The organism is Xanthomonas sp. D-36-1 (genome assembly GCF_017746155.1).
Lineage (GTDB): Bacteria > Pseudomonadota > Gammaproteobacteria > Xanthomonadales > Xanthomonadaceae > Xanthomonas > Xanthomonas cissicola.
On record NZ_JAGHWR010000090.1, the window covers coordinates 1 to 26650 of the forward strand.

General features: G+C 65.1%; 22 protein-coding genes, 1 other RNA gene and 3 pseudogenes. 15 read left to right on the top strand and 11 right to left on the bottom strand.

All coding sequences use genetic code 11. The annotated features are described in order from the left end of the window. Positions 1-138: 138 nt before the first annotated feature. The 4 genes from J7367_RS20045 (at position 139) to J7367_RS20060 (ending at position 3317) form a co-directional block, all read left to right on the top strand. Positions 139-1050, top strand: a complete 912-nt coding sequence (locus J7367_RS20045; RefSeq protein ID WP_017163762.1) for a ParB N-terminal domain-containing protein — start codon at positions 139-141, stop codon at positions 1048-1050. 245 nt (positions 1051-1295) lie between these two features. Then, positions 1296-1490, top strand: a complete 195-nt coding sequence (locus tag J7367_RS20050) for an AlpA family phage regulatory protein (RefSeq protein ID WP_057678702.1) — start codon at positions 1296-1298, stop codon at positions 1488-1490. A 260-nt stretch (positions 1491-1750) separates the two neighbouring features. Then, entirely contained in the window at positions 1751-1927 is a 177-nt protein-coding gene (locus J7367_RS20055) for a hypothetical protein (protein ID WP_042675596.1), read from the top strand. Positions 1928-2210: 283 nt separating this feature from the next. Then, entirely contained in the window at positions 2211-3317 is a 1107-nt protein-coding gene (locus J7367_RS20060) for a sensor domain-containing diguanylate cyclase (RefSeq protein ID WP_176215017.1), read from the top strand. A 42-nt stretch (positions 3318-3359) separates the two neighbouring features. On the opposite strand, the gene J7367_RS20065 is transcribed toward J7367_RS20060, so the two are convergent. Further along, positions 3360-3869 carry a chemotaxis protein CheW gene (locus J7367_RS20065; protein WP_003485975.1) on the bottom strand — a complete coding sequence of 170 codons (510 nt, stop codon included), beginning with the start codon at positions 3867-3869 and terminating at the stop codon, positions 3360-3362. Positions 3870-3880: 11 nt separating this feature from the next. Beyond that, positions 3881-5539 (bottom strand): methyl-accepting chemotaxis protein, encoded by a 1659-nt coding sequence (locus J7367_RS20070; protein WP_007965688.1) that lies wholly within the window; start codon positions 5537-5539, stop codon positions 3881-3883. Positions 5540-5836: 297 nt separating this feature from the next. Between J7367_RS20070 and J7367_RS20075 the strand changes: the two genes are divergently transcribed. Then, complete coding sequence (locus tag J7367_RS20075) at positions 5837-6457, top strand: DNA-3-methyladenine glycosylase (protein ID WP_042675594.1); 621 nt, start codon at positions 5837-5839, stop codon at positions 6455-6457. Here J7367_RS20075 and J7367_RS20080 read toward each other — a convergent pair. Beyond that, positions 6397-10790 (bottom strand): annotated as a pseudogene (locus J7367_RS20080) (DEAD/DEAH box helicase). The gene J7367_RS20075 and the pseudogene J7367_RS20080 overlap by 61 nt on opposite strands. A gap of 190 nt (positions 10791-10980) precedes the next feature. Between J7367_RS20080 and J7367_RS20085 the strand changes: the two are divergent. Further along, positions 10981-11056: non-coding RNA, sX9 sRNA (locus J7367_RS20085), on the top strand. Between the two features lie 76 nt (positions 11057-11132). After that, positions 11133-11513 carry a DUF3301 domain-containing protein gene (locus J7367_RS20090; protein ID WP_033481176.1) on the top strand — a complete coding sequence of 127 codons (381 nt, stop codon included), beginning with the start codon at positions 11133-11135 and terminating at the stop codon, positions 11511-11513. A 194-nt stretch (positions 11514-11707) separates the two neighbouring features. Here J7367_RS20090 and J7367_RS20095 read toward each other — a convergent pair. The 8 genes and pseudogenes from J7367_RS20095 to J7367_RS20130 all read right to left on the bottom strand — a co-directional run bounded on the left by J7367_RS20095 (position 11708) and on the right by J7367_RS20130 (position 19089). Continuing rightward, positions 11708-12035 (bottom strand): annotated as a pseudogene (locus J7367_RS20095) (hypothetical protein). 188 nt (positions 12036-12223) lie between these two features. Continuing rightward, positions 12224-12664, bottom strand: a complete 441-nt coding sequence (locus J7367_RS20100) for a ClpXP protease specificity-enhancing factor (protein WP_007965679.1) — start codon at positions 12662-12664, stop codon at positions 12224-12226. Between the two features lie 78 nt (positions 12665-12742). Further along, complete coding sequence (locus J7367_RS20105; protein ID WP_005915265.1) at positions 12743-13378, bottom strand: glutathione S-transferase N-terminal domain-containing protein; 636 nt, start codon at positions 13376-13378, stop codon at positions 12743-12745. A 404-nt stretch (positions 13379-13782) separates the two neighbouring features. After that, positions 13783-14541: a cytochrome c1 gene (locus J7367_RS20110; protein WP_057659041.1), complete on the bottom strand. Its 759-nt coding sequence runs from the start codon at positions 14539-14541 to the stop codon at positions 13783-13785. Then, positions 14534-15793, bottom strand: coding sequence for a cytochrome bc complex cytochrome b subunit (locus tag J7367_RS20115; protein WP_022559344.1), 1260 nt, complete (start codon positions 15791-15793; stop codon positions 14534-14536). The genes J7367_RS20110 and J7367_RS20115 overlap by 8 nt, the downstream gene beginning before the upstream one ends. Further along, the gene (gene petA / locus J7367_RS20120) at positions 15793-16437 is read right to left on the bottom strand and encodes a ubiquinol-cytochrome c reductase iron-sulfur subunit (protein ID WP_007965672.1); all 645 of its coding nucleotides are present in this window, start codon (positions 16435-16437) and stop codon (positions 15793-15795) included. The genes J7367_RS20115 and petA overlap by 1 nt, the downstream gene beginning before the upstream one ends. A gap of 508 nt (positions 16438-16945) precedes the next feature. Continuing rightward, entirely contained in the window at positions 16946-17929 is a 984-nt protein-coding gene (locus J7367_RS20125; RefSeq protein WP_057659043.1) for a lytic transglycosylase domain-containing protein, read from the bottom strand. Between the two features lie 194 nt (positions 17930-18123). Further along, positions 18124-19089: a WYL domain-containing protein gene (locus tag J7367_RS20130; RefSeq protein ID WP_022559346.1), complete on the bottom strand. Its 966-nt coding sequence runs from the start codon at positions 19087-19089 to the stop codon at positions 18124-18126. Between the two features lie 161 nt (positions 19090-19250). Here J7367_RS20130 and J7367_RS20135 point away from each other — a divergent pair, with 161 nt between their 5' ends. The 8 genes and pseudogenes from J7367_RS20135 to J7367_RS20170 all read left to right on the top strand — a co-directional run bounded on the left by J7367_RS20135 (position 19251) and on the right by J7367_RS20170 (position 26643). Beyond that, positions 19251-19838 carry a glutathione S-transferase family protein gene (locus J7367_RS20135; RefSeq protein ID WP_057659046.1) on the top strand — a complete coding sequence of 196 codons (588 nt, stop codon included), beginning with the start codon at positions 19251-19253 and terminating at the stop codon, positions 19836-19838. Positions 19839-19876: 38 nt separating this feature from the next. Further along, positions 19877-21331, top strand: coding sequence for a tRNA (N6-isopentenyl adenosine(37)-C2)-methylthiotransferase MiaB (gene miaB, locus J7367_RS20140; protein ID WP_057659047.1), 1455 nt, complete (start codon positions 19877-19879; stop codon positions 21329-21331). A gap of 420 nt (positions 21332-21751) precedes the next feature. Further along, complete coding sequence (locus tag J7367_RS20145; protein WP_033481173.1) at positions 21752-22735, top strand: PhoH family protein; 984 nt, start codon at positions 21752-21754, stop codon at positions 22733-22735. 2 nt (positions 22736-22737) lie between these two features. Further along, positions 22738-23284, top strand: a pseudogene (locus J7367_RS20150) (hypothetical protein); the annotation flags it as partial. Between the two features lie 101 nt (positions 23285-23385). Further along, positions 23386-23871 carry an rRNA maturation RNase YbeY gene (gene ybeY / locus J7367_RS20155; protein WP_003488340.1) on the top strand — a complete coding sequence of 162 codons (486 nt, stop codon included), beginning with the start codon at positions 23386-23388 and terminating at the stop codon, positions 23869-23871. Continuing rightward, the gene (locus tag J7367_RS20160) at positions 23871-24389 is read left to right on the top strand and encodes a hypothetical protein (protein WP_057659048.1); all 519 of its coding nucleotides are present in this window, start codon (positions 23871-23873) and stop codon (positions 24387-24389) included. Before ybeY ends, J7367_RS20160 begins: the two co-directional genes overlap by 1 nt. Before the next feature lie 95 nt (positions 24390-24484). Continuing rightward, positions 24485-25363, top strand: coding sequence for a transporter associated domain-containing protein (locus J7367_RS20165; protein WP_003488337.1), 879 nt, complete (start codon positions 24485-24487; stop codon positions 25361-25363). Further along, complete coding sequence (locus tag J7367_RS20170; protein WP_057659050.1) at positions 25360-26643, top strand: DUF4105 domain-containing protein; 1284 nt, start codon at positions 25360-25362, stop codon at positions 26641-26643. Before J7367_RS20165 ends, J7367_RS20170 begins: the two co-directional genes overlap by 4 nt. Positions 26644-26650: the final 7 nt, after the last annotated feature.

Sequence of the window (26650 nt, forward strand, 5' to 3'; positions counted from 1 at the left end):
CTAAAAGTGGGGGGATTACCCCCCTATAGGACACAACGCTGTCCTAGACGCGCTTGACTTCGGCACACGGAACAGACTCACCGGCATGATGCCGACTAAGTTATGCGCGTCTCCCGCGACTCGAATAGGAGGCCAGCAATGAACTATGACGCCGCACTTGAGCGATTCAGGTGCACCCCTCAACAGCATCTACTTATCAGCTATGTTCGGCTCGCTGACGCTTTGCAGCCCAGAGTGACCCGCATAGTTCCAATTCGTGACAAGGGCCGGATCGAGCAGGGCCGCGAGCAGCACATCGCCACCCTTCGATTAGCGCTAGAAGTATCGGAACAGACACAACTTGACCCTGTGTGGATAGCGGATATCGGGCACGCAGAGTCTGTGGCCCCCGGCTTGTACCTCGTAGACGGACACCATCGCCTAACTGCCTATAGACAGGCTGGTCGAGACACAATTCCCGCGAGCATCTTGCCGATGGACTGGCATGCGGCCGTCGCCGTCTCGAAGCTGGTGAACTGCACTGGCAGATCACTCGCCCTCCACAAAGAACAATGCCGAGATGCCGCTTGGCAGTACCTTGCAATCCTGACGCAACGAGGCGCCAACGAGCTTCCAAAGGGCGAATCGTTACGCTCTATCGCAGGCCGATTCGGCATCAGCAAGAACACCGTCGGCAGCATGGTGACTTATCTGCCCCGCGTGGTCCCAACGGAGTTCAATTCACTGTCGATTGACCCCGGCACTGGCTGGCCGAGGTGGCGATACGTGCGGGAAGCCAACAGCCCATGGCAGACAAGCTTGCCCAGTACCGAGCAGCAGCAGTTAGACCGGGATGCGGAGAAGGTCGCGCGCAGTATCGTCAAGCTGGTGGATGGCTCATCCCCAGCCGTGCGCGCCAGAGCGCTTGAGATGCTGGCGAACGACGAGGTGAATGCCACAGATCAACTCGCATCGGTGGATCTTCTTGCTCACTTCAGCCCACCACCATACCGCCCTGTCCCAATTGGGACACCCGCTGTCCCAGCGCAACCGGCACATCTGGACAACTGACAGCCCAAGCCTGACTTGACCGCCCTGCCGGCGGGAGAAGAAAAAAGGTTTTCGCTGCGAAATTACGCGGCAGTCACTTCAACCATCCAAGGCCCAGCCGCCCCCATGCCGCCCCCTCCAGGGAGGCTGCCCTACGGCAGGCACCACACCAACCTAAAGGCTCGCTGCAACCTCATGCAGCGGGCCTTTCTCATTTCAAGGAAGCCATGACGACTCAACCACAGACGACGCTGCCATATCATTTCATGCGCTTGCCCGAGGTCATCGCCACCGTCGGCGTGAGCAAGTCCACACTCTATGCCTGGGCCGCTGCGGGCAAGTTCCCGAAGCCAGTACAATTCCCCGGTGGCAACATTGCGGCATGGGTCTCCACAGAAGTGGCCGCATGGATGAGTGCAGCGGTAGACGCACGCAATGGTACGCGGGGCCTAGCCGCATGAGCTTGGCGGTAACTATGGCGGTAACAGCACTCACCGCATCGGAAATACTTATTGCATTACAGCTACTTGCAGGTATTATTCGGGAGCCTTCCGCACCATAGAGTCAAACGCACGAGCCCTGGAAACCTCATGTTTCCGGGGCTTGCGCGTTTTGAGGGGGGCTGTGGGGCAACCTGCGGTGCAGGCGGGCCGGTCGCCGTGGCGTGGAGATCACATCGCGCGCGCTAACGTCCGGCTTCACTCCACAGCGGACCCACGCCATGAGCAAGAAAGACCAACAGCCCGACGAGGTCGCCGACGATGCGCACGGCGTGACCGAGAGCCAGCAAGACCGCCGGCACGACGATGCCGCCAGGCAGCGCCCGGGCCAGGAAGATCTGAAGGTGCACGACGAGCAAAGCCGTCGCCCAACTGGCAAGGCCGGTCAGGGAAAGTGAGTTGGACAAACCTGCAATCTGGCACCGGGCAGCTCCGCGGCAACGCTGATGCGGTGAGCCCCCGTGCTGCATCGTCGGCGGCGCGTTGCGCCCTATCGCGCAGCTGAAAATGCTGCGTCTACGGAACTAGAAAGCCGGCGCCGGCCAACCACGCCGCTCCTGTGGCAAGATCCGGACAGGCGCTCGCCGGTATGCCGCTGCCCTGGGAAGCAGTGCCGTGCCAGGGTAGCGATCGCATCGGCCAGTGCCTTGTCGCATTAACCCTCATCGCCTTGATGGCGCCTTGTTCCCGGTGGTGTTTTGCATGCAGGTACCCGAGGCACCCGCGTTGAACCTGTTCCACGCAACGTTGCTGCCAGGCGGCGTCAACGCCACGATCGGAGCGCGCCTGCCGGCCAACGAAGATGAGCGCGTGGAGGCGCTGCATGCTTACCGCCTGCTGGACACCGCACCGGAGCCGAGCTACGACGCGTTCACCTCGATCGCAGCTGCAGTCTGCTGGATGCCGATGGCGCTGATCTCACTGGTCGATACGCATCGCCAATGGTTCAAATCCAGGATCGGCATGCAGCAGAACGAGACGCCGCGTGAGCTGTCGTTTTGCGCGCACGCCATTCTCGAACCCGATCAGGTGATGGAAGTCGGCGACACCCATCAGGACGAGCGGTTTGTGGGCAACGCGCTGGTGACAGGCGAGCCGCAGATCCGCTTCTATGCAGGCGCGCCGTTGTTGACCCCGGACGGCATCGCGCTGGGCACCCTGTGCGTGCTGGATCGCGTTCCGCGGCGACTGTCGGTGGCCGAGCGCGACGCGCTGCAAGCATTGGCCAGGCAAGTCGTCAGCACCCTCGAACTGCAACAGGCCGCGCGGCTGGTAGAGCTGGATGCGCTGCGCGATGCGCTCACCGGGCGATGGAATCGCGCCGGGCTGGAGCACGCCTTGCACGCGCTTGCCGATGCGCCCAGCTCTGCCGCGGATGCGCCACTGGGTTTCATGCTGCTGGAACTGGATGGCTTCAAGCGGCAAAAATTGCAAGCCGGCGCCGCAGCGGCCGATGCTACCCTGCTGCAGGTCGCTACATTGCTGGAAGCGCAGCTTCCGCCTGCCGCAATCGTGGCGCGCCTGGCCTGCGATCAATTCTGCGTGGCGCTGCCGGCGACCGCAGCATCTGCATCCCTTGCTGCTGCCGAAGGCGTGCGCAAGGCGGTAGCAGACGCGCACTGGCCGACCGGCCCGTTGACGCTTAGCGCAGGTCTGGTGGATGTTGCCACGCCCACCGCGCTCGACAGCGCTACCTTGTTGGCCCGTGCGCGGCACGCGTTGCAGCAGGCGCGTGACGCTGGCCGCAACCACGTGCACCGCTTCGACGGTTGGCAGCTGCGGGCCTGATCGACGCAGCCTGCGCCGATCGCCCTGCGGCATGGCGGTCGCTCAGGCCGCCAGTGCGTCGGTATTTCCGGCGATCTCGTCCACCTGCAGCACCTGCTCCATCTCCAGCAGTACCACAAAGCGCTCGCCGACCTTGCCCATGCCGCGCAGCAGGTCGCGGCGGATATGCGTGCCGAACGAGGGCGCCGCCTCGATGTCCTGGTCGGCCAGTTCGATCACTGCATTGACCGCATCCACCAGCACGCCAATCACCTGCGTGCCTTGCGCCTGCTCGGTGGCCAGAATCACGATGCAGCTGCGTTTGCCGATCGCGCTGTCCGCGCGCCCCAGGCGCGATTGCAGGTCCACCACCGGCACCACCGCGCCGCGTAGATTGATCACCCCGCGCACGCAATCCGGCATCGACGGCACCGGTGTGGGAGCGCGGTACTGAATGATCTCGCGAATGCCGAGAATGCTGGTGGCGAAGGTTTCGCCATCCAGTTGGAAGGTCAGATATTGCGCGGCGACATCGGCGTCGCCGGGCATCACATCAAGCGTCGGTGCGGTCATTGGTCGCTCTCTCAGAAACGCGCGAACTGGCCTTCGTCGGGGCCCTCGGACATCGCATACGCCGGCGCTGCGTTGCTACGCCAGCCACGCGTGCCCGCCGCACGCGCCGGCCGCGCAGCGACCTGCTTGCCGCGCTTGGGCGGCGCAGTCGGCGCGCCCTGCCCGCCCAGCCGGAAGAACGCCATGCTCTGCTGCAGCTGTTCGGCCTGCGCACTCATTTCCTCGGCAGTGGCGGCAAGCTCTTCGGATGCGCTGGCGTTCTGCTGGGTGGTCTGGCTCAACTGCACGACCGCCGAATTGATCTGGCTGACGCCGGAAGATTGCTCCTCGGAGGCAGCGGATATTTCCTGTACCAGGTCGGAGGTGCGCTTGATGCTGGGCACGATCGAATCCAGCAAACGACCGGCGCGGTCGGCCAATTCCACGCTGGAACTGGCCACCTCGCCAATTTCCTGCGCGGCCACCTGGCTGCGTTCGGCCAGCTTGCGCACCTCGGCGGCGACCACGGCAAACCCCTTGCCATGTTCGCCGGCGCGCGCGGCTTCGATCGCGGCATTGAGCGCGAGCAGATTGGTCTGGTAGGCGATGTCGTCGATGATGCCGATCTTCTGCGCGATCTGCTTCATCGCCTGGGTGGTGGCAACCACCGCTTCGCCACCCTCCACGGTCTCCTTGGCGGCCTGGGTGGCCATGCCGTCGGTGATGCGCGCGTTCTCGGTGTTCTGGCTGATCGATGCGGTCATCTGCTCCAGTGAAGCACTGGTCTCTTCCACACCGGCGGCCTGTTCGCTGGCTGCCTGCGACAGCGACTGCGCGGTGGCGCTGACTTCTTCCGACGCGCTGGCAAGTGTTTCGGCGCTGGTGTTGACCTCGCCGACCACCTGCGACAGCTTCCCGACCATGGTGCGCATCGCTTCGAGCAATTGGGCGGTTTCGTCGCGGCCGTGCACATCGATGCGCATGGTGAGATCGCCTTCCGACAAGCCGTTGGCCACCGCCACCGCGCGGCGGATCGGCCCGGTGACGCTGCGGCTGATCACCACACCGAGAATGGCGCCGAGCAACACGCCGCTGCAGATGATGGCGACCAGCAGCCTGGAACTGCGCGTGTGGATCGCACCGGCTTCGGCGTTGGCCGCCGCGGCGCTGCGCTCGCGCAGGCCGCTCAGGTCGGTCATCAGGTTATCCACTTCGTCCGAGCTGGCACGGACCGCGCGCGAGAGCGCGGCCAGTTCCGGATTGGCCTCGCGCAGCGCTTCGCGGTTGGCGACCTCGATGAAGCGGCCCCGCTCGTCCAGATACTTCTGCCAGGCGCGATCGAATTGCGCCAGCTTGTTCTTGCCTTCCTCGCTCTGGAAGCTCTCCCGCGCACGGGCCATGTGATCGACCACCTTGGCGGTGTATTTGTCGATGTTCTGCACATGCGACTGGCGCTCCTCTGCACTGCTGGCCAACAACAGGTTGGCGCGCGCACGACCGGCATAGATGAGGTTGATGTTGGCTTCCTTGACGTGGGACATGCCGAGCAACTCGCGCTCGTATAACGACGTCGACAGCGCGCTGATGCGGCCGGAGTTGGAATAGCCCACCCACCCGATGCATGCGCCGATGGCCGAGACGATCAGGAATGCCACGATCAGTCTGGTTCCGATTCTGAAGTTGCCTAACATTGGGGAGTTCTCTCAAGAAGGGTGCGTGGGCGACATGCGCTGCAGGATGGTGATGGCGCTGCGCGTATCGCGCATGGCGCTACGGCTGGTCTAACCCATCGCTAATGGCTATCGGCGACGACAAAACCCGCTTGAGATGCAGTCAGGGCCGGAGTGCCTATTCATCCAATCGAATCCGCGCTTTTGTGACAGATCACGCGCTCGTCACAGCCCATATTCGGAAAAACCCTACCCTCGCCCGTGCGCTGTCCAGGCCAGTCCGCTGGGACATCACGTCCGTGAAGCTATGCTTCTGCCATGCCTGCACAGCCCCTGCCCCGCACGTTCTATGCCCACGATGCCCGCCAGGTCGCGCCGCAATTGCTCAACAAGGTGCTGGTCAGCGCTGACGGACGCCGCGGGCGCATCACCGAAGTGGAAGCCTACTGCGGCAGCGACGACCCGGCCGCGCACTCGTTCCGCGGCATGACCCCGCGCACGCGGGTGATGTTCGGTGCGCCCGGGCACCTGTATGTGTATTTCATCTATGGCATGCACTGGGCAATCAATGCGGTCTGCGGCGGTGCGCCCGGGCATGCGGTGCTGATCCGCGCCCTGGAACCGCTGGACGGTATCGACCGCATGCAGGCCGCGCGCGGCGCCGCGCCGGTCACCGCGTTGACCACCGGCCCAGGCCGCCTGGCGCAGGCGTTCGGCGTGACCGCTGCGGACAATGGGCTGGATCTCAGCACTGCGGCCGCGCGGCTCTGGATCGAGGACGACGGCGCGCCGCCTCCGTCCAACCCATTGGCGACGCCGCGCATCGGCATCCGCAAGGCCGTGGATGCGCCATGGCGCTGGGTGGTTGCAGATAGCCGCTATTTATCGCGTAGGCTTCCGCGCGTGACCGGAAAAGGCACGGCGCTTGCCGGCGATTGAGCCAACCAGCGCTCCATCGGCGATTGTTCGGCCGCGCCCGGTCCGCGCTGTAGCAGACGCAGCGCCTGCTCGGCCTGCTCGGGGGTAAGCTCCTCCAAGGTCTGGAAGCGGTCTGCCGCCCAGATCGCCATGGGCAGCCCATCCAGCGAAGCGACACGATTGCCCGGCACGCGCGCGACCCGCTCGCCCGGCAGCAGACTGCCGAGCAGATTGCTTGGGTCGCTCGCACTGACGCAGATCCACTGCTGCGGCAACGGCTGCGCGCGCACACGGCGCAAGGCCGCAATCGCCTCGGGCAACGCAAACTGCTCGCCGGACAGCCCGGCGATAAACCGCCCACCACGGATTTCACCGCGCGCTTCCAGCCGTTGATACATGCGCAGCAATTCCCGCCACGGCGGCAGCCATGCGGCCTCGCGTTCGAGCAGCCGCCAGCACACCACGCCGTAGCGCCGCAACAGCGTGCGCGCGACGTGTTCTAGCGTGTCCTGATGGCGCTGCGCGGCTTCGGCAAGCGGCAAGTCGGGCAGCGCCCGCACCGGCGCCCAGCGGCCCGCATCGCGGATGCCCAGCGCGCTGGCGCGGCGACGCTGCCGCGACAGTGCCGACGGTCGCTTGGACGCCGGCACCAGCAGCGCGCGCAGGCCGGCATAGCTGTCGCAATGCGCGCGGCCGCGCATCACCAGCTCGCTCAATGCATCTTCCAGCTCGGTATTCATCAGATGTGCCGCGTCGGCGATTTCATCGAAGAACAGCGCGCCTTGCTGCTGCAGCACCTGCATGACGCGTTGCGCGCGGGAGCCCAATGGCGCGTCGTCGACATCGCGCGCCAATGCGCTCCAACGCTGCGCTTCGCGCCGTGGCAGCAGCACGATCAGCGTGCTGCGCAGTGCGGCGCCGCTGCGGCCGCCGCCGGGCCGCAAGCGTGCCCACAGCGTGCGCCCGGCGGTGCACAACTCGTCCAGCCAGGCCGGTTGATAGTCGCGGATGCGCGCCGGCAATAGCTCGCTCTCCCACAGCACTGCAGGCGCCTCGAAGCCTTCGAGCTGCCCCACCACGCCAGCCAGCGCATCCGGCCCAGCCACCCGGCTGCTGCTGTCCACGTGCTGCCACTCGAACAGAAAACGCGCGTAATCGCGCTGCGAGACCGGTTCGATCTCGCGGCGCAGACGCCCCAACGTGTAGCGATGGATGCGTGCCAACAGATGGCGCTCGCACCATTCTTCGGCCTGCACGTGCGCACTGAACTGCCCGGCCATGACGTAGCCCTCGCGTTGCAAGGCCGCCAACGCCAGCACGATCTCTGCTTCCGGCACCTGCAACGCGTTGGACAAGGCCGGCACCTGTGCCGGGCCAACCGCGGACAAGCGCCCGCGCAGCAGTTCGCGCACCGCCCAGTCGCGCTGCCAGTCGGCAACGTGGCAATCGGCCGGCGCCTGCAGCGGCGGCTGCGCAGTTGCTTGCCGATACAATGGCAAGAACCAGTCGATGCGCTCGGCGCTGATCCACAGCGCCGGGATGCCGTGCAAGGCAATGCAGCTGGCACGACCAGTTGCGGCCAGCGCGGCCAACCATGCCTGCCACAGCGCATCGGTGGCCTCTGCGACCGGCAACACGCCCAGCCCCACCAGTGCCTCGTGCATTTCTTCGGCATCGCGCGGCTGTGGCCAGGCTTCTTCGCACACTGCGGCAATCGCTTGCGGATCGAGCTGTCCCAGGTCGTCGCTGGTCTGCGGCGTGTAGCGCCGACTTTGCACGGCCTGAGTACGGCGTTCTTCCAGTGGCGCATCGTCGAGAAATGCATAGGGACGCGCGTTCAAGGCCTCGGCCGCCAGCGGCGACGGCGCCGCCAGGTCGCGCGCGACCAGCGTCACCGCGCCCGATTCCAGGCCGCGCAACACCTGCAGCCAGCCTTCGCTATCCATGGCGTGATGCAGGCAATCCTCCAGGGTCTGTGCCACCAACGGGTGGTCGGGCACCTCGCGTTCGCCAACCAGATTCTCCGCACAGGCCACCTGGTCCGGGAATACCGTGGCGAGCAAATCTTCGGACTTCATTCGTTGCAACTGCGGCGCCACCTTGTTGCCGCCGCTGAAGCGCGGCAGCGCCATCGCGTTGGTGGCGTTCCAGCGCCAGCGCACGCCGAACAGCGGCGCATCCAGCAATGCCTGGATCAACACATGCTCGGCCGACGACGAATGCAGGTAACGGCCAACCTCCTCCAGCGCAAAGCTATGACTGGTCGACAGCGACAGCACAATCGCATCTTCGGTGGCTGCAGCCTGCAATTCGAAATTGAAGGTGCGGCAGAAGCGCTTGCGCAGCGCCAGCCCCCACGCACGATTGATGCGGCTGCCGTACGGCGAATGGATGACCAGCTGGGTACCGCCGCTGGCATCGAAGAAGCGCTCCATCACCAGGCGCTGCTGGGTGGCATCGCACCCAATGCCGTGCAAGCCTTTGCCAGATAATCCACCAGTTGCCGCGCCGCTTCGGCGGACATCTCCAGCTCGCGCTGCAGCCAGTCGTGAGCCGCCTGGTGCGGCGCGGTGTCCAGCCGCGCGGCAATCTCGCCACGCAGGCGCGACACCGCCGCAGACAGTTCATCGCTGCGACCTGGCGCTTCGCCCAGCCAGAACGGAATGTTCGGCGGCGCGCCCTTGGCATCTTCCACGCGCACGCGCCCGGCCTCCACGCGCAGGATGCGGTAACTCGCGTTGCCGAGCTGGAACACATCGCCGGTGAGGCTTTCGACGGCGAAATCCTCGTTCACCGTGCCGATCTTTTCGGCCTGTGGTTCCAGCACCACGCTGTAGTCGCCGGTTTCGGGAATGGTGCCGCCGGAGGTGAGCGCCGTCATGCGCGCACCGCGCCGTGCATGCAGGCGCCGATGCACCGCATCGCGATGCAGGTACCCGGCGCGCGGACCGAGCCGAGTGCTGAAGCCATCGCACAACATGCGCACCACGCTGTCGAAGGTGGCACGGCTCAGCCTGGCGAACGGCCACGCGCGCCGCACCAGCGCGAACAGCGCATCTTCGTCCCAGTCTTCGCATGCGGCTTCGGCAACGATCTGCTGCGCCAGCACATCCACCGGCGCCGGCACAATGCGCAAGGCATCCAGTTCGCCGCGGCGGATGCTGTCCAGCAGCGCGGCGCATTCGACCAGTTCGTCGCGGGTCTGCGGAAACAGGCGTGCCTTGGGCGTCCCGCCGACCTTGTGCCCGGAACGCCCGGCACGTTGCAGGAAGGTGGCGATCGAGCGCGGCGAACCGAGCTGGCAGACCAGATCGACATCGCCGATATCCAGCCCCAGTTCCAGCGATGCGGTCGCCACCAACACGGTGAGATCGCCGGCCTTGAGCCGTTGCTCGGCCAGCAGGCGCGTCTCGCGCGACAGGCTGCCGTGATGCGCCGACACGCGCTGCTTGCCGAGCAGATCGCCCAGATGCCGCGCCGCGCGTTCGGCCATGCGCCGCGTGTTGACGAACACCAGCGTGGTGCGATGCTGCTGCGCCAATGCGGCCACATCGGCGTACACCTGCAGCCACTGGTCGTTGGACATCACCACGCTCAGCGGCGTGGGCGGCAACGCCAGGGCCAGATCACGCCTGCGGGTGTAGCCGATATCGACGATCTCGCACGGCGGCGGCACGCCGTCTGCGTCGACACCGACCAGGAATTGCGCCACCGTGTCGATGGGCTTCTGTGTCGCCGACAGCCCCACCCGCGTGATCGGCTGCGCGATCAGCCGCTGCAAGCGCTCCAGCGTCAGGCTCAGGTGGCTGCCGCGCTTGTCCGACGCCACCGCATGGATTTCATCGACGATCACGGTGCGCACCTGCCGCAGCGACGCGCGCCCGGATGCCGACCCCAACAGCACGTACAGCGACTCCGGGGTGGTCACCAGAATATGCGGCGGCGTGCGACGCGCCTGCGCGCGCTCGCGCTGCGGGGTGTCGCCGGTACGCACCGCCGCACGAATCGGCACATCCGGCAAGCCGCTGGCGACCAGCGCCGCACGGATGCCCTGCAAGGGCGCGTCCAGGTTGAGGTGGATATCGTTGGACAAGGCCTTTAACGGCGAGACATAGACCACGCGGGTTTCGTCGGGCAACGCACCGCCATTGGCCAGCCCGTCGCGGATCAACGCATCGATGGCGGCGAAGAACGCCGTCAGCGTCTTGCCCGAGCCGGTCGGCGCGGCCACCAGCGTGTGGCGTCCGGCCTGGATCGCCGGCCACGCAGCGATCTGCGCCGGTGTCGGCGCAGCGAAGGTCTGCGCGAACCACGCAGCGACCACAGGATGGAAGTGTTGCAGGACAGGATGCATTGGCAATGCCCGACACCGTTGCTCATCATGACGGCAAGGCGCGCGGATGTAACTCGGCGGCAACCACAATCAATGGGGCTGCGCAGCGGTCCAGACAAGCCATGGGCCAGGCCGGTAGTGAACGATTTAGAGCGGCTAACAAAACTACTGCGCAGCCGCCAGACGGGCGCGGCCGGTGCTCGGAATCCTCATGTACCACTCGTACACTTCGGTTCTGAGCGCGCCGTCCGCGCCCACCTGACAGCTGCTCGCTACGTTTGTTAGCCGCTCTTAGCGCAAGGGTGACGGCCTCTGCCATCGACAAGGCGACGCCTTCGCAACGCTGCGGCGCCGGCCCGGCGATTGTCCGCCGGCCACGTGCCGTGGCACATTGACGGCATGCCCAGCCTTATTCTTTTCATGATCGCCGGCGCCGCGCTGTTCGCGTTCTGGAACTCTTCGCGCGCGGCTGCCGAACGCGCCGACATCCTCGGCCGCAATGCCTGCCGCGCGGCCGACGTGCAATGGCTGGACCAGAGCGTGCATTCCACCAATATCCGCGTGTGCAGGATGCCCAGCGGCTGGCTGGGCTTCGAGCGCACCTTCCGTTTCGACTATTCCCACGACGGCGTGGATCGCCATAGCGGCAAGCTGGTGCTGCGGGGCGATCAACTGATTGCCTTCACCGGGCCGCAGGTCGCTACCGTCAGGGCCTTGCACCCGGAGCATGAGCGGCTGGAGTAAGGCGCGCGGTTGCAACGCAGGTCACGCGCGAGCTGACACCTGACATCCCTGCAGCTTCACCTGCCCGGGTTACAGCGATTGGCCGGCCAGCTTCCCCCTGACTTTCAGCACTCATCGAGCTGCGCTACGCGCAGTTGCGATCTGCGCGCGGGGTTGGTCGTTCCGGCAGTTGGCGGCACTCCACAGCCGCCACGTCATTCCAAAGGCGTCGAATCCGCGGGGACGGGCTCGTAGCCATTGTCCCTGCCGCTCAGCCAGCGCAACTGCAGCTTGCCCTCTCGACGCAGCTGCGACTGGGCAACCAGCCACAACGACTCGAGCAGATCGGCATCCTTCAAGAGGCGCGACTCGCCGGCAACGTCGATGCTGAGAAAATGCGCCTCACTCGGTGTGTCGATGTAGCTGCGCGCAATCAGACAACGCTCGCCGTCCAAGAAGCGATAGATGTCGTACTCGTAGGCGTCCTCGAGTGCGCCGGACGCATCCGGGGCGCTGCAATCGACAGGTGCGCTGCACGTGCAATCAGACCCTCCATTTCCGTGGATCTGCAGGTCATACGCTGGGCCGCTTTCACCGCAGCCAGCGAACCTGACACGCCATCACCGGCTGTGGACGGCACGCAGGAACCAGAATTTACAAATGGCCCCTGCTGATTCCAAGCACCGACCTGCATTCGCCTTGCGGCTGTGCAGTGGTGTGGCGCGCGCTCCTTACTTCACCACGCGAAGATGCGGGCGCTTGCCACCGCTGGGCGGTTCGTCCGGCGTCGGCGCGCTCGGCGGTGGCGTGCCCGGATCCGGTGGCTCGCTGCTGGTGCCGGGGATGTCGTCCGGCAGCGCCATGCCCTGCCCGGTTTCGCGCGCATAGACCGCCAGCACGGCGGCCATCGGCACCATCACCGGATGGCTCACGCCACCGAAGCGTGCAGTGAAGCTCACGCTTTCGTTGTCCACCTGCAGGCCGACCACGGCACGCTCGGCGATATTCAAGACGACGCGACCGTCCTTGACGGCACTGGCAGGCACCTGCACACCGGGCAGGCCGGCATCCACCAAAACGTGCGGCGTCATGCCGTTGTCGTTGATCCATTCGACCAAGGCCCGCAACAGGTACGGGCGATGGCTGGTCATGCGGGGGAAATCTTCGCTCATTGCCTCATTTTACCCGCACATGGCCCGTCGCGGCGGCCATGCAATCGGAAGTCGGTCTGTTGGCATACAGCCGTCGCATCAGCCCGGCAGATCGCGCAGCTTCTTTTCCTGATCGGTCAGGCTGCGGATAAAGCCCGGGTTGCGGAAGATCCGGTTGCCGTAATCCTCGATCGCCTTGCCATCCTTGGGCAGGCTGATTTCCAACGCGTCCAGTCGCCAGATGATCGGCGCCATCGCGCAATCGGCCAGACTCATTTCCGGATTGAGGAAGAATTTGCTGGCCTTGAACAACGGCACCGATGCGGTGAGCAGTTCTTTCAGGCGCTTGCGGCCGGCCTCGGCCTGCGTCTTGTTGCCGAGCTGGATCGCCTGTACTTGCGGCACCCAGTCATGCTCGATGCGCAACATCGCCAGGCGCAGACGCGCGCGCGAGAGCGGGTCCACCGGCATCAGCGGCGGATGCGGATAGCGCTCGTCCAGGTATTCGCTGACCACCGACGCGGCGTAGAGCACCAGGTCGCGTTCGACCAGCGTCGGCACCGAATGGTAGGGATTGAGATCGATCAGATCTTCGGGAGGATTTTGCGGGTCGACCGGCACCAGGTCGTAGGTCACCCCTTTCGCCGCCAGGACCAGACGAACCCGGTGGCACAACACGTCGTCGTTGGACGAAAACAAAGTCAAGGTATTCCGCATACGCACACTCGTCGCCATTCAAGGCTCTCCGACGACCGGAATCCGCCGGCCGCATCGGCGCGGCCGGCCCAACGCCGACAGTCACCACGGTCTATCGAGTGTGCAATCACGTCACGCAAAAGCCAAGAGTGATAGGGCTTATTAATGTTCCGATAAGCCAGCTGTTGCGCTGCTCCCCGAGAACCGCAGGACGTGTGGGCGTTGCAACACGGTCGCAGGGTTCTACCTGGCCCGGTAGACACGCCGTTCGCCTGCCAACCATCGCCCTGCCCCCTCTCCGCACGGGAGGGGGGCAAGCGCTTTCCCATTGGGAGCGGCCGCAAGGCTCGGCGATCAGCGAGGTCTCCAAGCACCTGGCGATGCCTGCCCTGCAGTGCACTGCATTTGTTCGCTTCCGCAGCCGATGACGGCCTACGCAGCGCTCAATGCACGTCCTTCCAGTATTCCTTCTTCAGCAAATAAGCGATGAAGGTGAGTAGCGCCAGGAACAGGACCACCCACACGCCCATGCTCTGGCGCTTCAATGCGGCTGGCTCGCCAGCGTACTCCAGGAAGTTGGCGATATCGCGCACGGTCTGGTCGAATTCCACCGGCGTTTGACGCCCCGGCTGCCCAAGCTTCAATGCCTCTACCGGCTTGTCGCCGGTGGCGTTGTCGGCCGGGCCGAATTGCGCCTGCTGCAGGCCTTGCAACTCCCAAAGCGGGTTGGGCATGGATGCATTCGGAAACAGCTTGTTGTTCCAGCCCAGCGGGCGGGTCTGATCCAGATAAAACGACTTGAGATAGGTGTAGACCCAGTCGGTTCCGCGCACGCGTGCAATCAAGGTCAGATCCGGCGGCGCCTTGCCGAACCACTTGGTCGCCGCATCGTGCGGCATGGTGCCTTCGATGTGTTCGCCGACCTTGGCGCCGGTGAAGTTGAGGTTGGTCATGACCTCCTCTTCGCTCAAGCCCAGATCGCTGGCCATGCGCGAATAGCGCAGGTACTTCAACGAATGGCAGCCGGAGCAGTAGTTCATGAACAACTGCGCACCGCGTTGCAGCGAAGCGCGATCGCTCAGGTCGTTACCTGCTTGCTGCACCGCCCCGCCTTCGGCCGCCACCGCACCGCCAGCGACCATCAGGCCGCAGAGCAAGGCGACCACGCGCGACTTCCATGACCTCACGTTGGGATTAGTCATGGGTCGTCACCCGCTCCGGAACCGGCTTGGTCTTGTCCAGCCGCGTCCACACCGGCATGGTGATGAAGAAGGCGAAGTACAGGAAGGTCAACACCCGCCCGACATAGGTTTCGTGCGCGTCGGTGCCGGGGCCGGAACCGATCACGCCCAGCCAGACGAAGCACACCACCAGCACGCCCAACGCCAGCTTGGAAATCCAGCCGCGGTAGCGCACCGAGCGTACCTTGGCGCGATCCAGCCAGGGCACCAGGAACAGGATCGCGATGGCCGAGAACATCACCAGCACGCCACCGAGCTTGTTGGGCACCACGCGCAACATGGCGTAGTACGGCGTGTAGTACCACACCGGCTTGATGTGCTCCGGGGTCACCAACCGGTTGGCTTCGGTAAAGTTGTCGTGCTCCAGGAACAGGCCACCGAACGCCGGTGCGAAGAAGATGATGAATGCAGCGATCAACAGCAGGAATCCAACGCCGACCAGGTCCTTGACCGTGTAATAGGGGTGGAACGGAATGCCGTCGGCCGGCTTGTGCGCATCCCAGCGATTGCCCTTCGGACCTTTCTTGATCTCCACGCCGTCCGGGTTATTGGAGCCTACTTCGTGCAGCGCGCCGATGTGCAGCACGATCAACAGCAGCAGCACCAACGGCAATGCGATCACGTGCAAGGCGAAGAAGCGATTGAGGGTGGCATCGCCGGGCAGGTAGTCGCCCATGATCCATTCGGTCAGCCCATTGCCGATCACCGGAATGGCGCCGAACAGCGAGATGATCACTTTCGCGCCCCAGAACGACATCTGTCCCCACGGCAGGACATAGCCCATGAAGGCTTCGGCCATCAGCACCAGGTAGATCAACATGCCGAGAATCCACACCAACTCGCGCGGCTTCTGGTAGCTGCCGTACATCAAGCCGCGGAACATGTGCAGGTACACCACGATGAAAAACAGCGAGGCGCCGGTGCTGTGCATGTAGCGGATCAGCCAACCCCACTCCACGTCGCGCATGATGTATTCGATCGACGCGAATGCATCGGCGGCGCTGGTCTTGTAGTGCATCGTCAGGAAGATGCCGGTGACGATCTGGTTCACCAGCACCACGATGGCCAGCGAACCGAAGTAGTACCAGAGGTTGAAGTTCTTCGGCGCGTAGTACTCGCTGATGTGCTTGCGATACATGGGCATCAGCCCGGGCGCGCGCTCGTTGACCCAATCGAACACGCCGTTGGCGGTACGGACCAGAACATTGCTCATCAGGCAGCCCCCGTGCTTTTGGTCGACGCACCGGCATCGTCAGGATCGACGCCGATCACCAAGGTGTTGTCGTCCACGTAGTGGTGTGGGGGCACCAGCAGATTGATCGGTGCCGGCACGCCGTCGAAGACGCGGCCAGACATGTCGAAGCGCGACTTGTGGCAAGGGCAGAAATAACCGCCCTTCCACTGCGGGTCGTAAGGCTCGGGGCGGATTTCGGCGACCATCTCCGGCGAGCAGCCCAGATGCGTACATAGCCCGACCAGTACCGAAATGTCGGACTTGATCGAGCGGTATTCCGGGTTTTTCAGCACGTACTCCGGCTGCTGATCCTTGTTCTCGGACTTGGGGTCCTTGAGCCGGTCGTCCAGCGACGGCAGTGCGTCGAGCATGGCCTTGGAGCGCTTGACGATCCAGATGGGCTGACCGCGCCATTCAAGGACCATGCGCTGGCCTTCCTGCAAGGCGCTGATGTCGGCGGTGACCGGTGCACCGGCCAACTTGGCGCGCGCACTGGGATTCCACGACTTCACGAACGGAACTGCAACGAATCCTGCTCCGACCGCACCGACCACGGCCGTTGTCGCGGTTAAAAACCGACGACGCCCGATATCAGCAGGTGCGTTAACCCCATCGTTGGCCATCCGGCTCTCCGATCTTGATTAGGTAGCGTGAGGCTGCCAACGGCTGGCGGGGGGTCCAGCCGCGATGAATCGACCGCAGTGTAGCGGAACGCTTAATGCACAGACAACGCAATGTACGCAGTCGGCCCCATGCGATGCAACGGCCGATGCAGACGGCAGCCGATCGGATGGACTTCAAGGAGTGTGGAGGGCGTATGGCTGTGACGGAGTGCCGTTGCATCGCCTGCAACGGCAATGCACGCATGCGCAGGATGCGCAGGCATAGTGCAAGCGCAGCAATCACGATCGTCCGCGACTGGCTGTGGGCGCCGCAACCTATGTCGCCGCTACGGAAGCACTCGCCCAGTCGCACGTTGCGCAGCGCCGTGGCGAATATTCGCAAGGGCGGCTATCCATAGGTCAAGCAGTGGTCCGGGCAGTAGATGGCGCAGACGCCGCGGTGCTTGTGACATGTCCGGCGCACCGGCCGCGCCCGCCGGGCGGCTGCACGGTCGTTCCGTCGGCCGCTCTAGTTGGCTGCGGTCGCCTGGCCACGATAGCGGCCGGCCAATACACCCACGCGTTGCACGTAACGCTGGGTCTCGCTATACGGCGGTACGCCGCCATAACGGTCCACCGCGCCCTCGCCGGCGTTGTAGCCGGCAGCGGCCAGCGAGAGGTCGCCATTGAAGCGTTTCAGCAGCCAGGACAGATACTGCACCCCGCCGCGAATATTTTGCGCTGCATCATAGGCATCGCTGACGCCGAACCTGCGCGCCGTGCTCGGCATCAACTGCATCAGGCCTTGCGCGCCGGCACGACTGAGCGCGAGCGGGTTGTAGGCCGATTCGGCGTGGATGATCGCGCGCACGATCGATTCTTCCACTCCGAACTCGCGCGCCGCCGTTGCGATTTCCTGCTGGTACGCGTTGGTGTTGAGCCGGATCGCACCGAAATTAACCCCGGGCTTGGCACCGCACGCGTAGCAGGTTTCGATAAAACTGTAATGGATGGTGCGCAGGCCTTCGATGCTGGCGACCTGGCGCGGACGGGCGCTGGTGTAGTGGCGCACGCCGTCCTTCATATAGGAATACACCTGCCCGCTGACGACCCGGCGCGGATTGGCTGGTGCTGGTGCTGGCGGCGTGACGACCGAGACGGACGACTCCGTCAACGCACGCGCAGCCGTCGCCGAAGCGACCTCGGCAGCACGCCCTGCCGGCTGGCTGACTGGCTGGCTGATCATGGTGGCCGGCGCACCGCTGTCGATATTGGCGATGCCGGGCGCGGGGCTGACGGCCAGACGCCCAGGCGAAGGAGACGACGGCAGGCGGCGGGCCGAACGGTCGGGGGTATAGCTGCTGATGACGCTGCAGGTGGCGCCGCTCTGGCGCTTGCTCAGGTAGCTGGTGATACCGTCAGCGCCGACGCACTTGTACAGCGTGCCGGCGCTGACCGGCGCAGCCGACAACGTGACGAGCATCAGCCCCAGCAATCTTGACATCCCCTTCATGCGCGGAGTGTCCCAGCTTGCCCAGGGCTTGCCAAGTGTCGGCCAGCGCTGGAGCAACCGACAAGGCGCCTGCGCAGCCACAGGCTGGCCAAACCGGCGCTCACATCCTCGAGTGCCGAGCGCGCACTCCGACTCCGATGACTAGCGCGCCGCCCGCCCACCTGACCACCGCTCGCTGCGGCTTGTTGGCGCCCTCACTGCGGCAGGCGGTCCAGCTGCGTGCGCAACGCGTCCAGTGCCTGCGTCAAGGTGAGGCGGACTTCGGCCGGCGCAATCGCGTCGAACGGCAGGTCCAGCAATAACAGGTTGGCTGCCAGCGCGGACATGCTCGGCGCGCCAAGACCCAGCCAGCAATGTGCGGGACCATCGGCCTGCAATGCACCCAGCCAGGGCGGGATGCGCGCTGCCAATGCCTCGACCGTGCCGGCCAAACGCACCCGCGCCCGGCATGGGAACGGTGCTTCGCCGATCGCCTTGCGCAACAGCTGTAGCGGCTCTTCGGGCAAGGCGCGGGGAGCGAACCGCGCGCCGGTGGCGAGCGCCTGATCGATCCGGTCCGCGCGCAGGCTGCGCCAGTCCTGGCGTTCGCGGTCCCAGACCAGCAGGTACCAGCGCCGCCCGTAGTTCACCAGCAGCGCCGGCTCGACGTTACGGGTGATGGCCGTACCCGAATGGCGCCGATAGTCCAGCCGCAGCGTGGCCCGGTCGCGGCAGGCGGCGGCCAGCTGCCCGAGCAGGTCCGCATCGACCAGCGATTCCGTTTCGGCAGCCGGCATGCTGGCCATGGCGGCATGTGCGGCACTGGCGCGCTGGCCGCTGCGGCGCGGCAGCAGGGGATCCAGTTTGGCCATCACGCGTGCCGCGGCGGCGTCCATCCCGCGCACCGCTGGCGCGGCGGCGCGCAAGGCGACCGCCACGGTCAGCGCCTCGTCTTCTTCCAATAGCAGCGGTAGTGCCGCAGCGCCCTGCCCCAGCCGATAGCCTCCGCCGCTGCCGGGTGCTGCATGCACCGGGTAACCCGCTTCGCGCAGGCGTTCGATATCGCGTCGCAGACTGCGCGGATGGATGTCCAAACGCTCTGCCAGCGCCACACCGGACCAGCTTCGGCCACCTTGCAGCAGGGAAAGCAGACGCAACAGACGGGCAGCAGTGGACGCCATCACGCCACCGTATTGCGGACAGAAACTGTCCGCAAGTGGCTCGTAAGCTCGTAATACCAGTCACCACACCACCCGCTCGCCACCGCAGCCACCCTGGAGACCGCAATGTCCGACGACCGCCACGTCACCCTCTTCCACAACCCCCGATCCGCTCGCGTGGGGTGCTGGTCTTGCTGGAAGAACTGGGCGCACGCTACCGCCTGCAGCCCATCGATCTGGAAAAGGAGGAGCAGCGCACGCCCGAATTCCTTGCGATCAACCCGATGGGGAAGATTCCGACCGTCGTTCATGGCACCAGCGTGGTCACCGAACAGGGCGCCATCTATCAGTACCTGGCCGAGCTGTACCCGGAAGCCGGCCTGTCGCCGGCCCCGGGCGATGCCGACCGCGGCGCCTACCTGCGCTGGCTTGCGTTTTACGGCTCGGCCTTCGAACCGGCGATCATCGATCTTGCGCTCAAGCGCAGCGCTCCGCCGCGCTCGCTCTCGCCTTATGCCGATGCCGACACGGTGTTGCAGGTGGTTGATGCGCAGCTGGCCAAGGGCGATTACCTGCTGGGCGAGCGCTGCAGTGCGGCCGATGTGCTGTGGGGCGGCGCCTTGGCGTGGATGGTGGAATTTGGCCTGATCGACCCGCCCGCCCCGACCCGCGCCTATATCGCCCGGATGGCCGCGCGCCCGGCAGTGGCGCGCGCCGAAGCCGTCAATGCCGGGCGCGCGCCCGCGGACGGCGCCAGCGCAAGCGGGTAAACTGCGCGGCTCTCTTCTACCCGCCTGGAATAAGCGCCATGCCCGGGACACCCGTTTCCGATCTGTCCGCGGCCACTGCCGTGGACGCACCCGCCCTGTTGCCCTTGCCCGTCGCGCGCCCATCGGCGCCTGCCGTGGTACGCGGCAAGCTCTATATCAAGACCCACGGATGCCAGATGAACGAGTACGACTCGGCCAAGATGGCCGACGTGCTTGCCGCTTCCGAAGGCCTGGAGCTGACCGATAACCCGGAAGAAGCGGATGTGGTGCTGGTCAACACCTGCTCCATTCGCGAAAAGGCGCAGGAAAAGGTCTTCAGCCAATTGGGTCGCTGGAAGGCGCTGAAGGCCGGCGGCAAGCCGGTGATCATCGGCGTCGGCGGCTGCGTGGCGTCGCAGGAAGGCGAAGCCATCGTCAAGCGTGCGCCCTACGTGGACCTGGTGTTCGGGCCGCAAACGTTGCACCGGCTGCCGGAGCTGATCCGCGCGCGGCGCGAATCGGGCAAGTCGCAGGTGGACATCAGCTTCCCGGAGATCGAGAAGTTCGACCGCCTGCCCGAGCCGCGTGCCGAAGGTCCGTCGGCCTTCGTCTCGATCATGGAAGGCTGCTCCAAATACTGCTCGTTCTGCGTGGTTCCCTACACCCGCGGCGAAGAAGTCAGCCGGCCGTTCGAAGACGTGCTGGTGGAAGTGGCGCAGTTGGCGGCGCAAGGCGTGCGCGAGATCAACCTGCTCGGCCAGAACGTCAACGCGTACCGTGGTGCGTATGGCGCCGATGCCTGCGACGCCGCGCAGTACGCCGATCTGGGCCTGCTGATCCGCACCATCGCGCAGATCGAGGGCATCGGCCGCATCCGCTTCACCACCTCGCATCCGCTGGAGTTTTCCGATTCGCTGGTGGATGCCTACCGCGATGTGCCGCAGCTGGTCAACTACCTGCACCTGCCGGTGCAGGCCGGCAGCGACCGCATTCTGTCGGCGATGAAGCGTGGTTACACCGCGCTGGAATTCAAGTCGAAGATCCGCAAGCTGCGCGCAGTGCGCCCGGACATCTCGATCAGTTCGGACTTCATCGTCGGCTTTCCTGGCGAGACCGAAGCCGACTTCGAAAAGACCATGAAGCTGATCGAAGACGTAGGCTTCGACCAGAGCTTTTCGTTCGTGTATTCGCGTCGCCCCGGCACCCCGGCATCGGACCTGCAGGACGATACGCCGGAGGCAGTGAAGCAGGGGCGTCTTGCGCGCCTGCAGGCGCATATCAATGCGCACGCGGCGAGCATTTCGCAATCGATGGTGGGCAGCGTGCAGCGCGTGCTGGTGGAAGGCCCCTCGCGGCGCGATCCGAACGAATTGACCGGCAAAAGCGAAAACATGCGCCCGGTGAATTTCCCGGGCAACCCACGTTTGATCGGACAGTTCGTCGATGTGTTGATCACCGAGGCAATGAGCAATTCGCTGCGTGGCCGGATTCAATTGGACGACAGCGCACATTGATGGCGCGTGGGCGCTGCGCAATGCGGCGCTCCTTCAAGCAAGGCAACCACGCGCCGAAGCGTGTCATGCGAAGTGGTCAAAATTTCACCACACAGCTGTCGCACCTTGCAGCGTAAGGCTTCGTCATACTTACCCACAGGCTTTGCGGAATTCGATCCACATCCCGTGTGGACAACCCTGGCGGCACTGGCGATTTTTTCACCACCTCCCCGGCAAACCTTGCGCCAGTAAGCGCGACAAGTTTTATCCACAGGTTAGTGATGCGTGACTCCACAGCGCTTGTGGAAAACCTGCACGCGACTGCGGCGAGTGCATGGCCGGTGCCGCGCCGTCCGCTGTGTTGGTGGGATCCCATGCCGCGCGCTACCCTTTCGCTCCCGCCCTACCGACGCGCACCCAGGTGCGCTGTCCGATCCAACCATGAACGCACCCGCACATCGCGATTTCACCCTGGAACCCGAGGACATCGAGCGCCTGGCCAATCTGGCCGGTCCGTTTGACGCGCATCTGCGCCAGATCGAACTCAAGCTTGGCGTCGAGATCGCCAACCGTGGCAACGTCTTCCGGGTGGCCGGACCGGAGCCTGCCATCGCCGCCGCCCAGGCGCTGTTGACCGCGTTGTACGAGGAGGCCGCCACCACCACCTTCGACGCGCACGCAATCCACCTGCGGCTCAACGAGGCCAACCTCGAACATGTGGCCGAGCGCGCGTACCAGGCCCAGGATGTGGCGATCAAGGTCAAGCGCGGCACCGTTCGCGGCCGTGGCGCCAACCAGGCCAAATACCTGCACGCGATCGCCACCCATGACATCAATTTCGGCATCGGTCCGGCCGGGACCGGCAAGACCTTTCTGGCGGTAGCAAGCGCGGTTGAAGCGCTCAACGAGTCGCGTGTGCAGCGGCTGATTCTGGTGCGCCCGGCAGTGGAAGCCGGCGAAAAACTGGGCTTTCTGCCTGGCGATCTCAGCCAGAAGGTCGACCCGTACCTGCGCCCGCTCTACGATGCGCTGTACGAGATGCTGGGCGTGGAAAAAGTGGTCAAGTTGCTGGAGCGCAACGTCATCGAAATCGCGCCGCTGGCCTATATGCGCGGCCGCACGCTCAACGATGCGTACGTGATCCTGGACGAAGCGCAGAACACCACCATCGAACAGATGAAGATGTTCCTGACGCGCCTGGGCTTCGGTTCAACCGCCGTGGTCACCGGCGACCTCACCCAGATCGATCTGCCCAAGCACGTCAAATCCGGCCTGCGCGATGCGATCGAAGTGCTGCGCGATGTGGAAGGCACCAGTTTCACCTTCTTCGAAGCGCGCGACGTGGTGCGTCACCCATTGGTGCAGCGCATCGTGACCGCCTATGACAAGCGCGATAGCGCCGTGCTACCGCCTGCGGACGACTGACCGTGCAAGGCCGCGCCCTACTGTTGGAGGGTGTGGTGGGCGCTGGCTTGCCATGAACCTGCCCATGCGCAGGCACGCCAACAGACCGACACGACCACGCGCGTCATGCTGCGGCAGCAATTTGCCGCGTCCTGTGTCTCGATGGCCGCTGCGCAAGCGACCATCCTGTTGGATCGGGCCGAACTGGAACACCTGGCGTTGGCGAAACCTGCAGCCGATGCGGCGACGGCCGATGAGGATGCGCAGCGACAGGCGCTGCTTGCCGGCACGCGAGCGCATGCGCTACTTGCCGCTACCGGCAAAGTGCACGACCGCTTCGGCTGCGCAGTGGCTCAAGATGACAAGGAAAGCGCCGACGCGCGCTATCTGGTTGGTCGCTTGCTCGAGCACGGCCAAGCCGCAATCTGGACGCAATCGCCACCGGGTCTCGCGCCGGCCCTGGAGGTCAGACGGGTCGATCCGCATTGCCGGAACGGGCCGATGGGCAGCGCGTTCTATCGTATTGCCAACGGCGGCGCGCTTGTCATGGTGCTGGTCGAGTGCGTTCGCCGATCCCGGACCGGTCGGCCAGAGCGCACACGCAGGCGTCGCAGCAAGACGCCACTCGCGCGATACTGTCATCTCTGTCTGACCTGAATGCTGGTGTTCCCATGACCAAGGGCCCTGTCCGCCTCGACGTTGCCGTCAGCTATGCGCTGCCGCGCGCCGGCCTGCCGTCGGCGGTGAGTTTTCGCAAGTGGGTGGCCGCAGCGTTGAAGGGGCGCATCCGCGAGGCCGATCTGGCGGTACGCGTGGTCGACGAGAAGGAAGGCTGCTCGCTCAATCACCATTACCGCGGCAAGGATTACGCCACCAACGTGCTGAGCTTCCCCGCCGAACTGCCGGAAGGCCTGCCCAAGGGCATCAAGATGCCGCTGCTGGGCGATCTGGTGATCTGCGCGCCGGTGGTGGCGCGCGAGGCCGCCGAGCAAGGCAAATCGCTGGCTGCGCACTACGCGCACCTGACCGTGCATGGCACCTTGCATCTGCTCGGCTGGGATCACGAAGACGACAAGGAGGCCGAGGCAATGGAGCAACTGGAGCGCGAGATCCTGGCCGACCTCGGCATCGACGACCCTTACGCAGGAGAACACTGATGCGTTTTTGCATTGCCGGCGCCCTGCTGATGTTGAGCGCGCCCGGCGCCTGGGCGCAGACCGCGACGGTGCGCCCGGACCTTGCCGCCTTGATCGAATGCCGCCAGCGCATCGGCGATTTCAGCGCGTTGGCGCCGGTACTGGCCGACCCGCTGAAGGCGGTGGCGCTGGGCTGGACGCCACTGGAGCAATCCAACCTGTTCATGACCGAGTACACGCTCAATACGCCCATTCGCGTGTTCGGCCACAGTACCGATCACATCGCGTTTTCCGGCGCCAGCATCATGGCGATCCTGGACCTGCCCGACCCGCGCCCGCTCGCCAAGCAGTTGGATCTGGAACTGGGCGTGGATAACGCCGAGAAGGTCATGTATGGGCGCGAGCTGGTCAGCGAAGACACCACCAACCCCAAGACCGGCGAGGCGATGATCGAATCGGTCGTGCTGAGCGTGACCAACGTCAAATCGCATCCGGGCAAGACCGTGGTCGGCTGCGGCTACAGCCTGGATCTGCCCTGAGCCGGGCCAGGCAACGGCGCATCCACAGCGCCGTGCCGGCTTCCTGCTAGACTGATGGCTAACGCCTGGTTTGCCGGGTGCCCTTCCCCGTCACGATGTCCGAAGACGACAGTAGCCAATCCCTAGAAACACCGGAAAAACGCCGTAGCTGGCTCGAGCGCCTCAGCGCTGCCTTCTCTGGCGAACCCCATACCCGCGACGAACTCGTCGCCTTGCTGCGGACCGCCGAACAGGACGGTCTCATCGCCGCAGACACCTTGCGCATGATGGAAGGCGCAATCTCCGTGTCCGAGCTGACCGTGGGCGATGTGATGATCTCGCGCTCGCAGATGGTCTCGCTGCCGGTGGAAGCGCGCTTCATCGACCTGATGAAGCAGGTGGTCGAATCCGGCCATTCGCGCTTCCCGGTCCACGGCGAGAACAAGGACGAAGTGCTCGGCATCCTGCTGGCCAAGGACCTGTTGCGCGGCGTGGTGGCCGACAACGGCCCTGGCAACGTGCGCGAATTGCTGCGCCCGGCGGTGCTGATCCCCGAGTCCAAGAAGCTCAACGTCCTGCTCAAGGAATTTCGTCTCTCGCGCAACCACATGGCGATCGTGGTGGACGAATACGGCGGTGTTGCCGGGCTGGTCACCATCGAGGACGTGCTGGAACAGATCGTCGGCGAGATCGACGACGAGCACGACGATGCCGAAGAAGAGAATTCGCTCATCGCGATCCAGGCCGATGGACGCTATGTGGTCGATGCGCTGACGCCGATCGAAGACTTCAACGAGCGCTTCGGCGCCGAGTTCCCCGACGACGAGTACGACACCGTGGGTGGGCTGGTCACCGATGCGATCGGGCACCTGCCCGAAACCGGCGAAGAGTTGACGCTGGGGCGCTTCGCATTCCGCGTGGCCAAGGCCGATGCGCGACGCGTGCACGCCTTCCACGTCACCATTCTGCCGCCCGATCCGCAGGACGACGCTTGAACCAGCTCACCCGCAGTGCCTGCACGGCGCCGCAGCGCGGTGGCGCCTGGCAGTGGGTTGCCTGCTGGGCACTGCTCCTGTTCACGCTGCTAGTCGCCCCGCTCGCAGCGGCCCAGGCTGTCCAAGGCAGTGCTTCGCAGGACGCTGCGCTGACCGTTGCACCGGCGCCACGCGTCGGCGTAGTCACCATGCAGCCGGGCGAAGTGTTTTTCGAACGGTTCGGCCACGATGCCATCGTGGTGGTCGACCCGCGCACGCAGCAGGCCACCTCGTACAACTTCGGCTTTTTCGACCCGAGCGAGCCGGACTTCTTACCGCGTTTTGCGCGCGGCGAGATGATGTACTACCTGGTCGCGCTGCCGCTGGAAGAAGACCTGTCGCAATATCGCGATGCCGGGCGCGGTGTTAGCGTCCAGTGGCTGGATCTGCCGCCAGACCAGGCGCGCGCGCTGGCCGACGGTCTGGCGGTACGTAGCCAACCGGAAAACGCGCGCTACCACTACGACTACTTCATGGCCAACTGCGCCACCATGGTGCGCGACACGCTGGACCGTGCGATGGGCGGCGCGCTCAAATCGCAGCTGGCCGGTCGTTCGCGTGGCAATACCTTCCGCAGCGAAGCGGTGCGCCTGGCCTCCCCTGCCCCATGGATGTGGCTGGGCTTCGACCTGGGCCTGGGCCCGTACGCAGATCGTCCGCTGTCGCGTTGGGAAGAGGCCTTCGTGCCGATGCGGCTGGCAGACAGCCTGACCCAGGTGCACAACAGTGCCGGTCGCCCGTTGGTGCAATCCACGCAGGTGCTGCTACCGCACCGCATCGCGCCGGAACCCGCCGAACAACAGCGGCACTGGTGGCCGTGGCTGTTGACCGGCCTCATCGTTGCAGCCGGCGTACTGGCCCTGGGCCGCAGGCAGCGCATGCTGGCTGGACTGGCGTTACCGTTCTGGCTGTTGTGCGCCATCGGCGGCGGCCTGCTGGTGTATCTGTGGGGATTCACTGCCCACGCGTCGGCGTGGGGCAACCGCAACCTGCTGCTGGTCAACCCGCTATGCGTGCTGCTGTGGTTCGGCGGCATACGGCTGCAGCTGGGCCATCGGCCGGGCCGCTGGTTCAACGTGCTGTCCTGGGTTGTGGCGGCATGCGCGCTGGCCGCGTTGGTGATCCACTGGCTGTCCTTCCAGGCGCAGGACAACCTGCAATGGGTGATGCTGCTGCTGCCGATCCACACCGCACTTGCCATTGCCCTGCGACCGCGTGACCTGCCCGTCCGTACGCGCTGATTGAAGG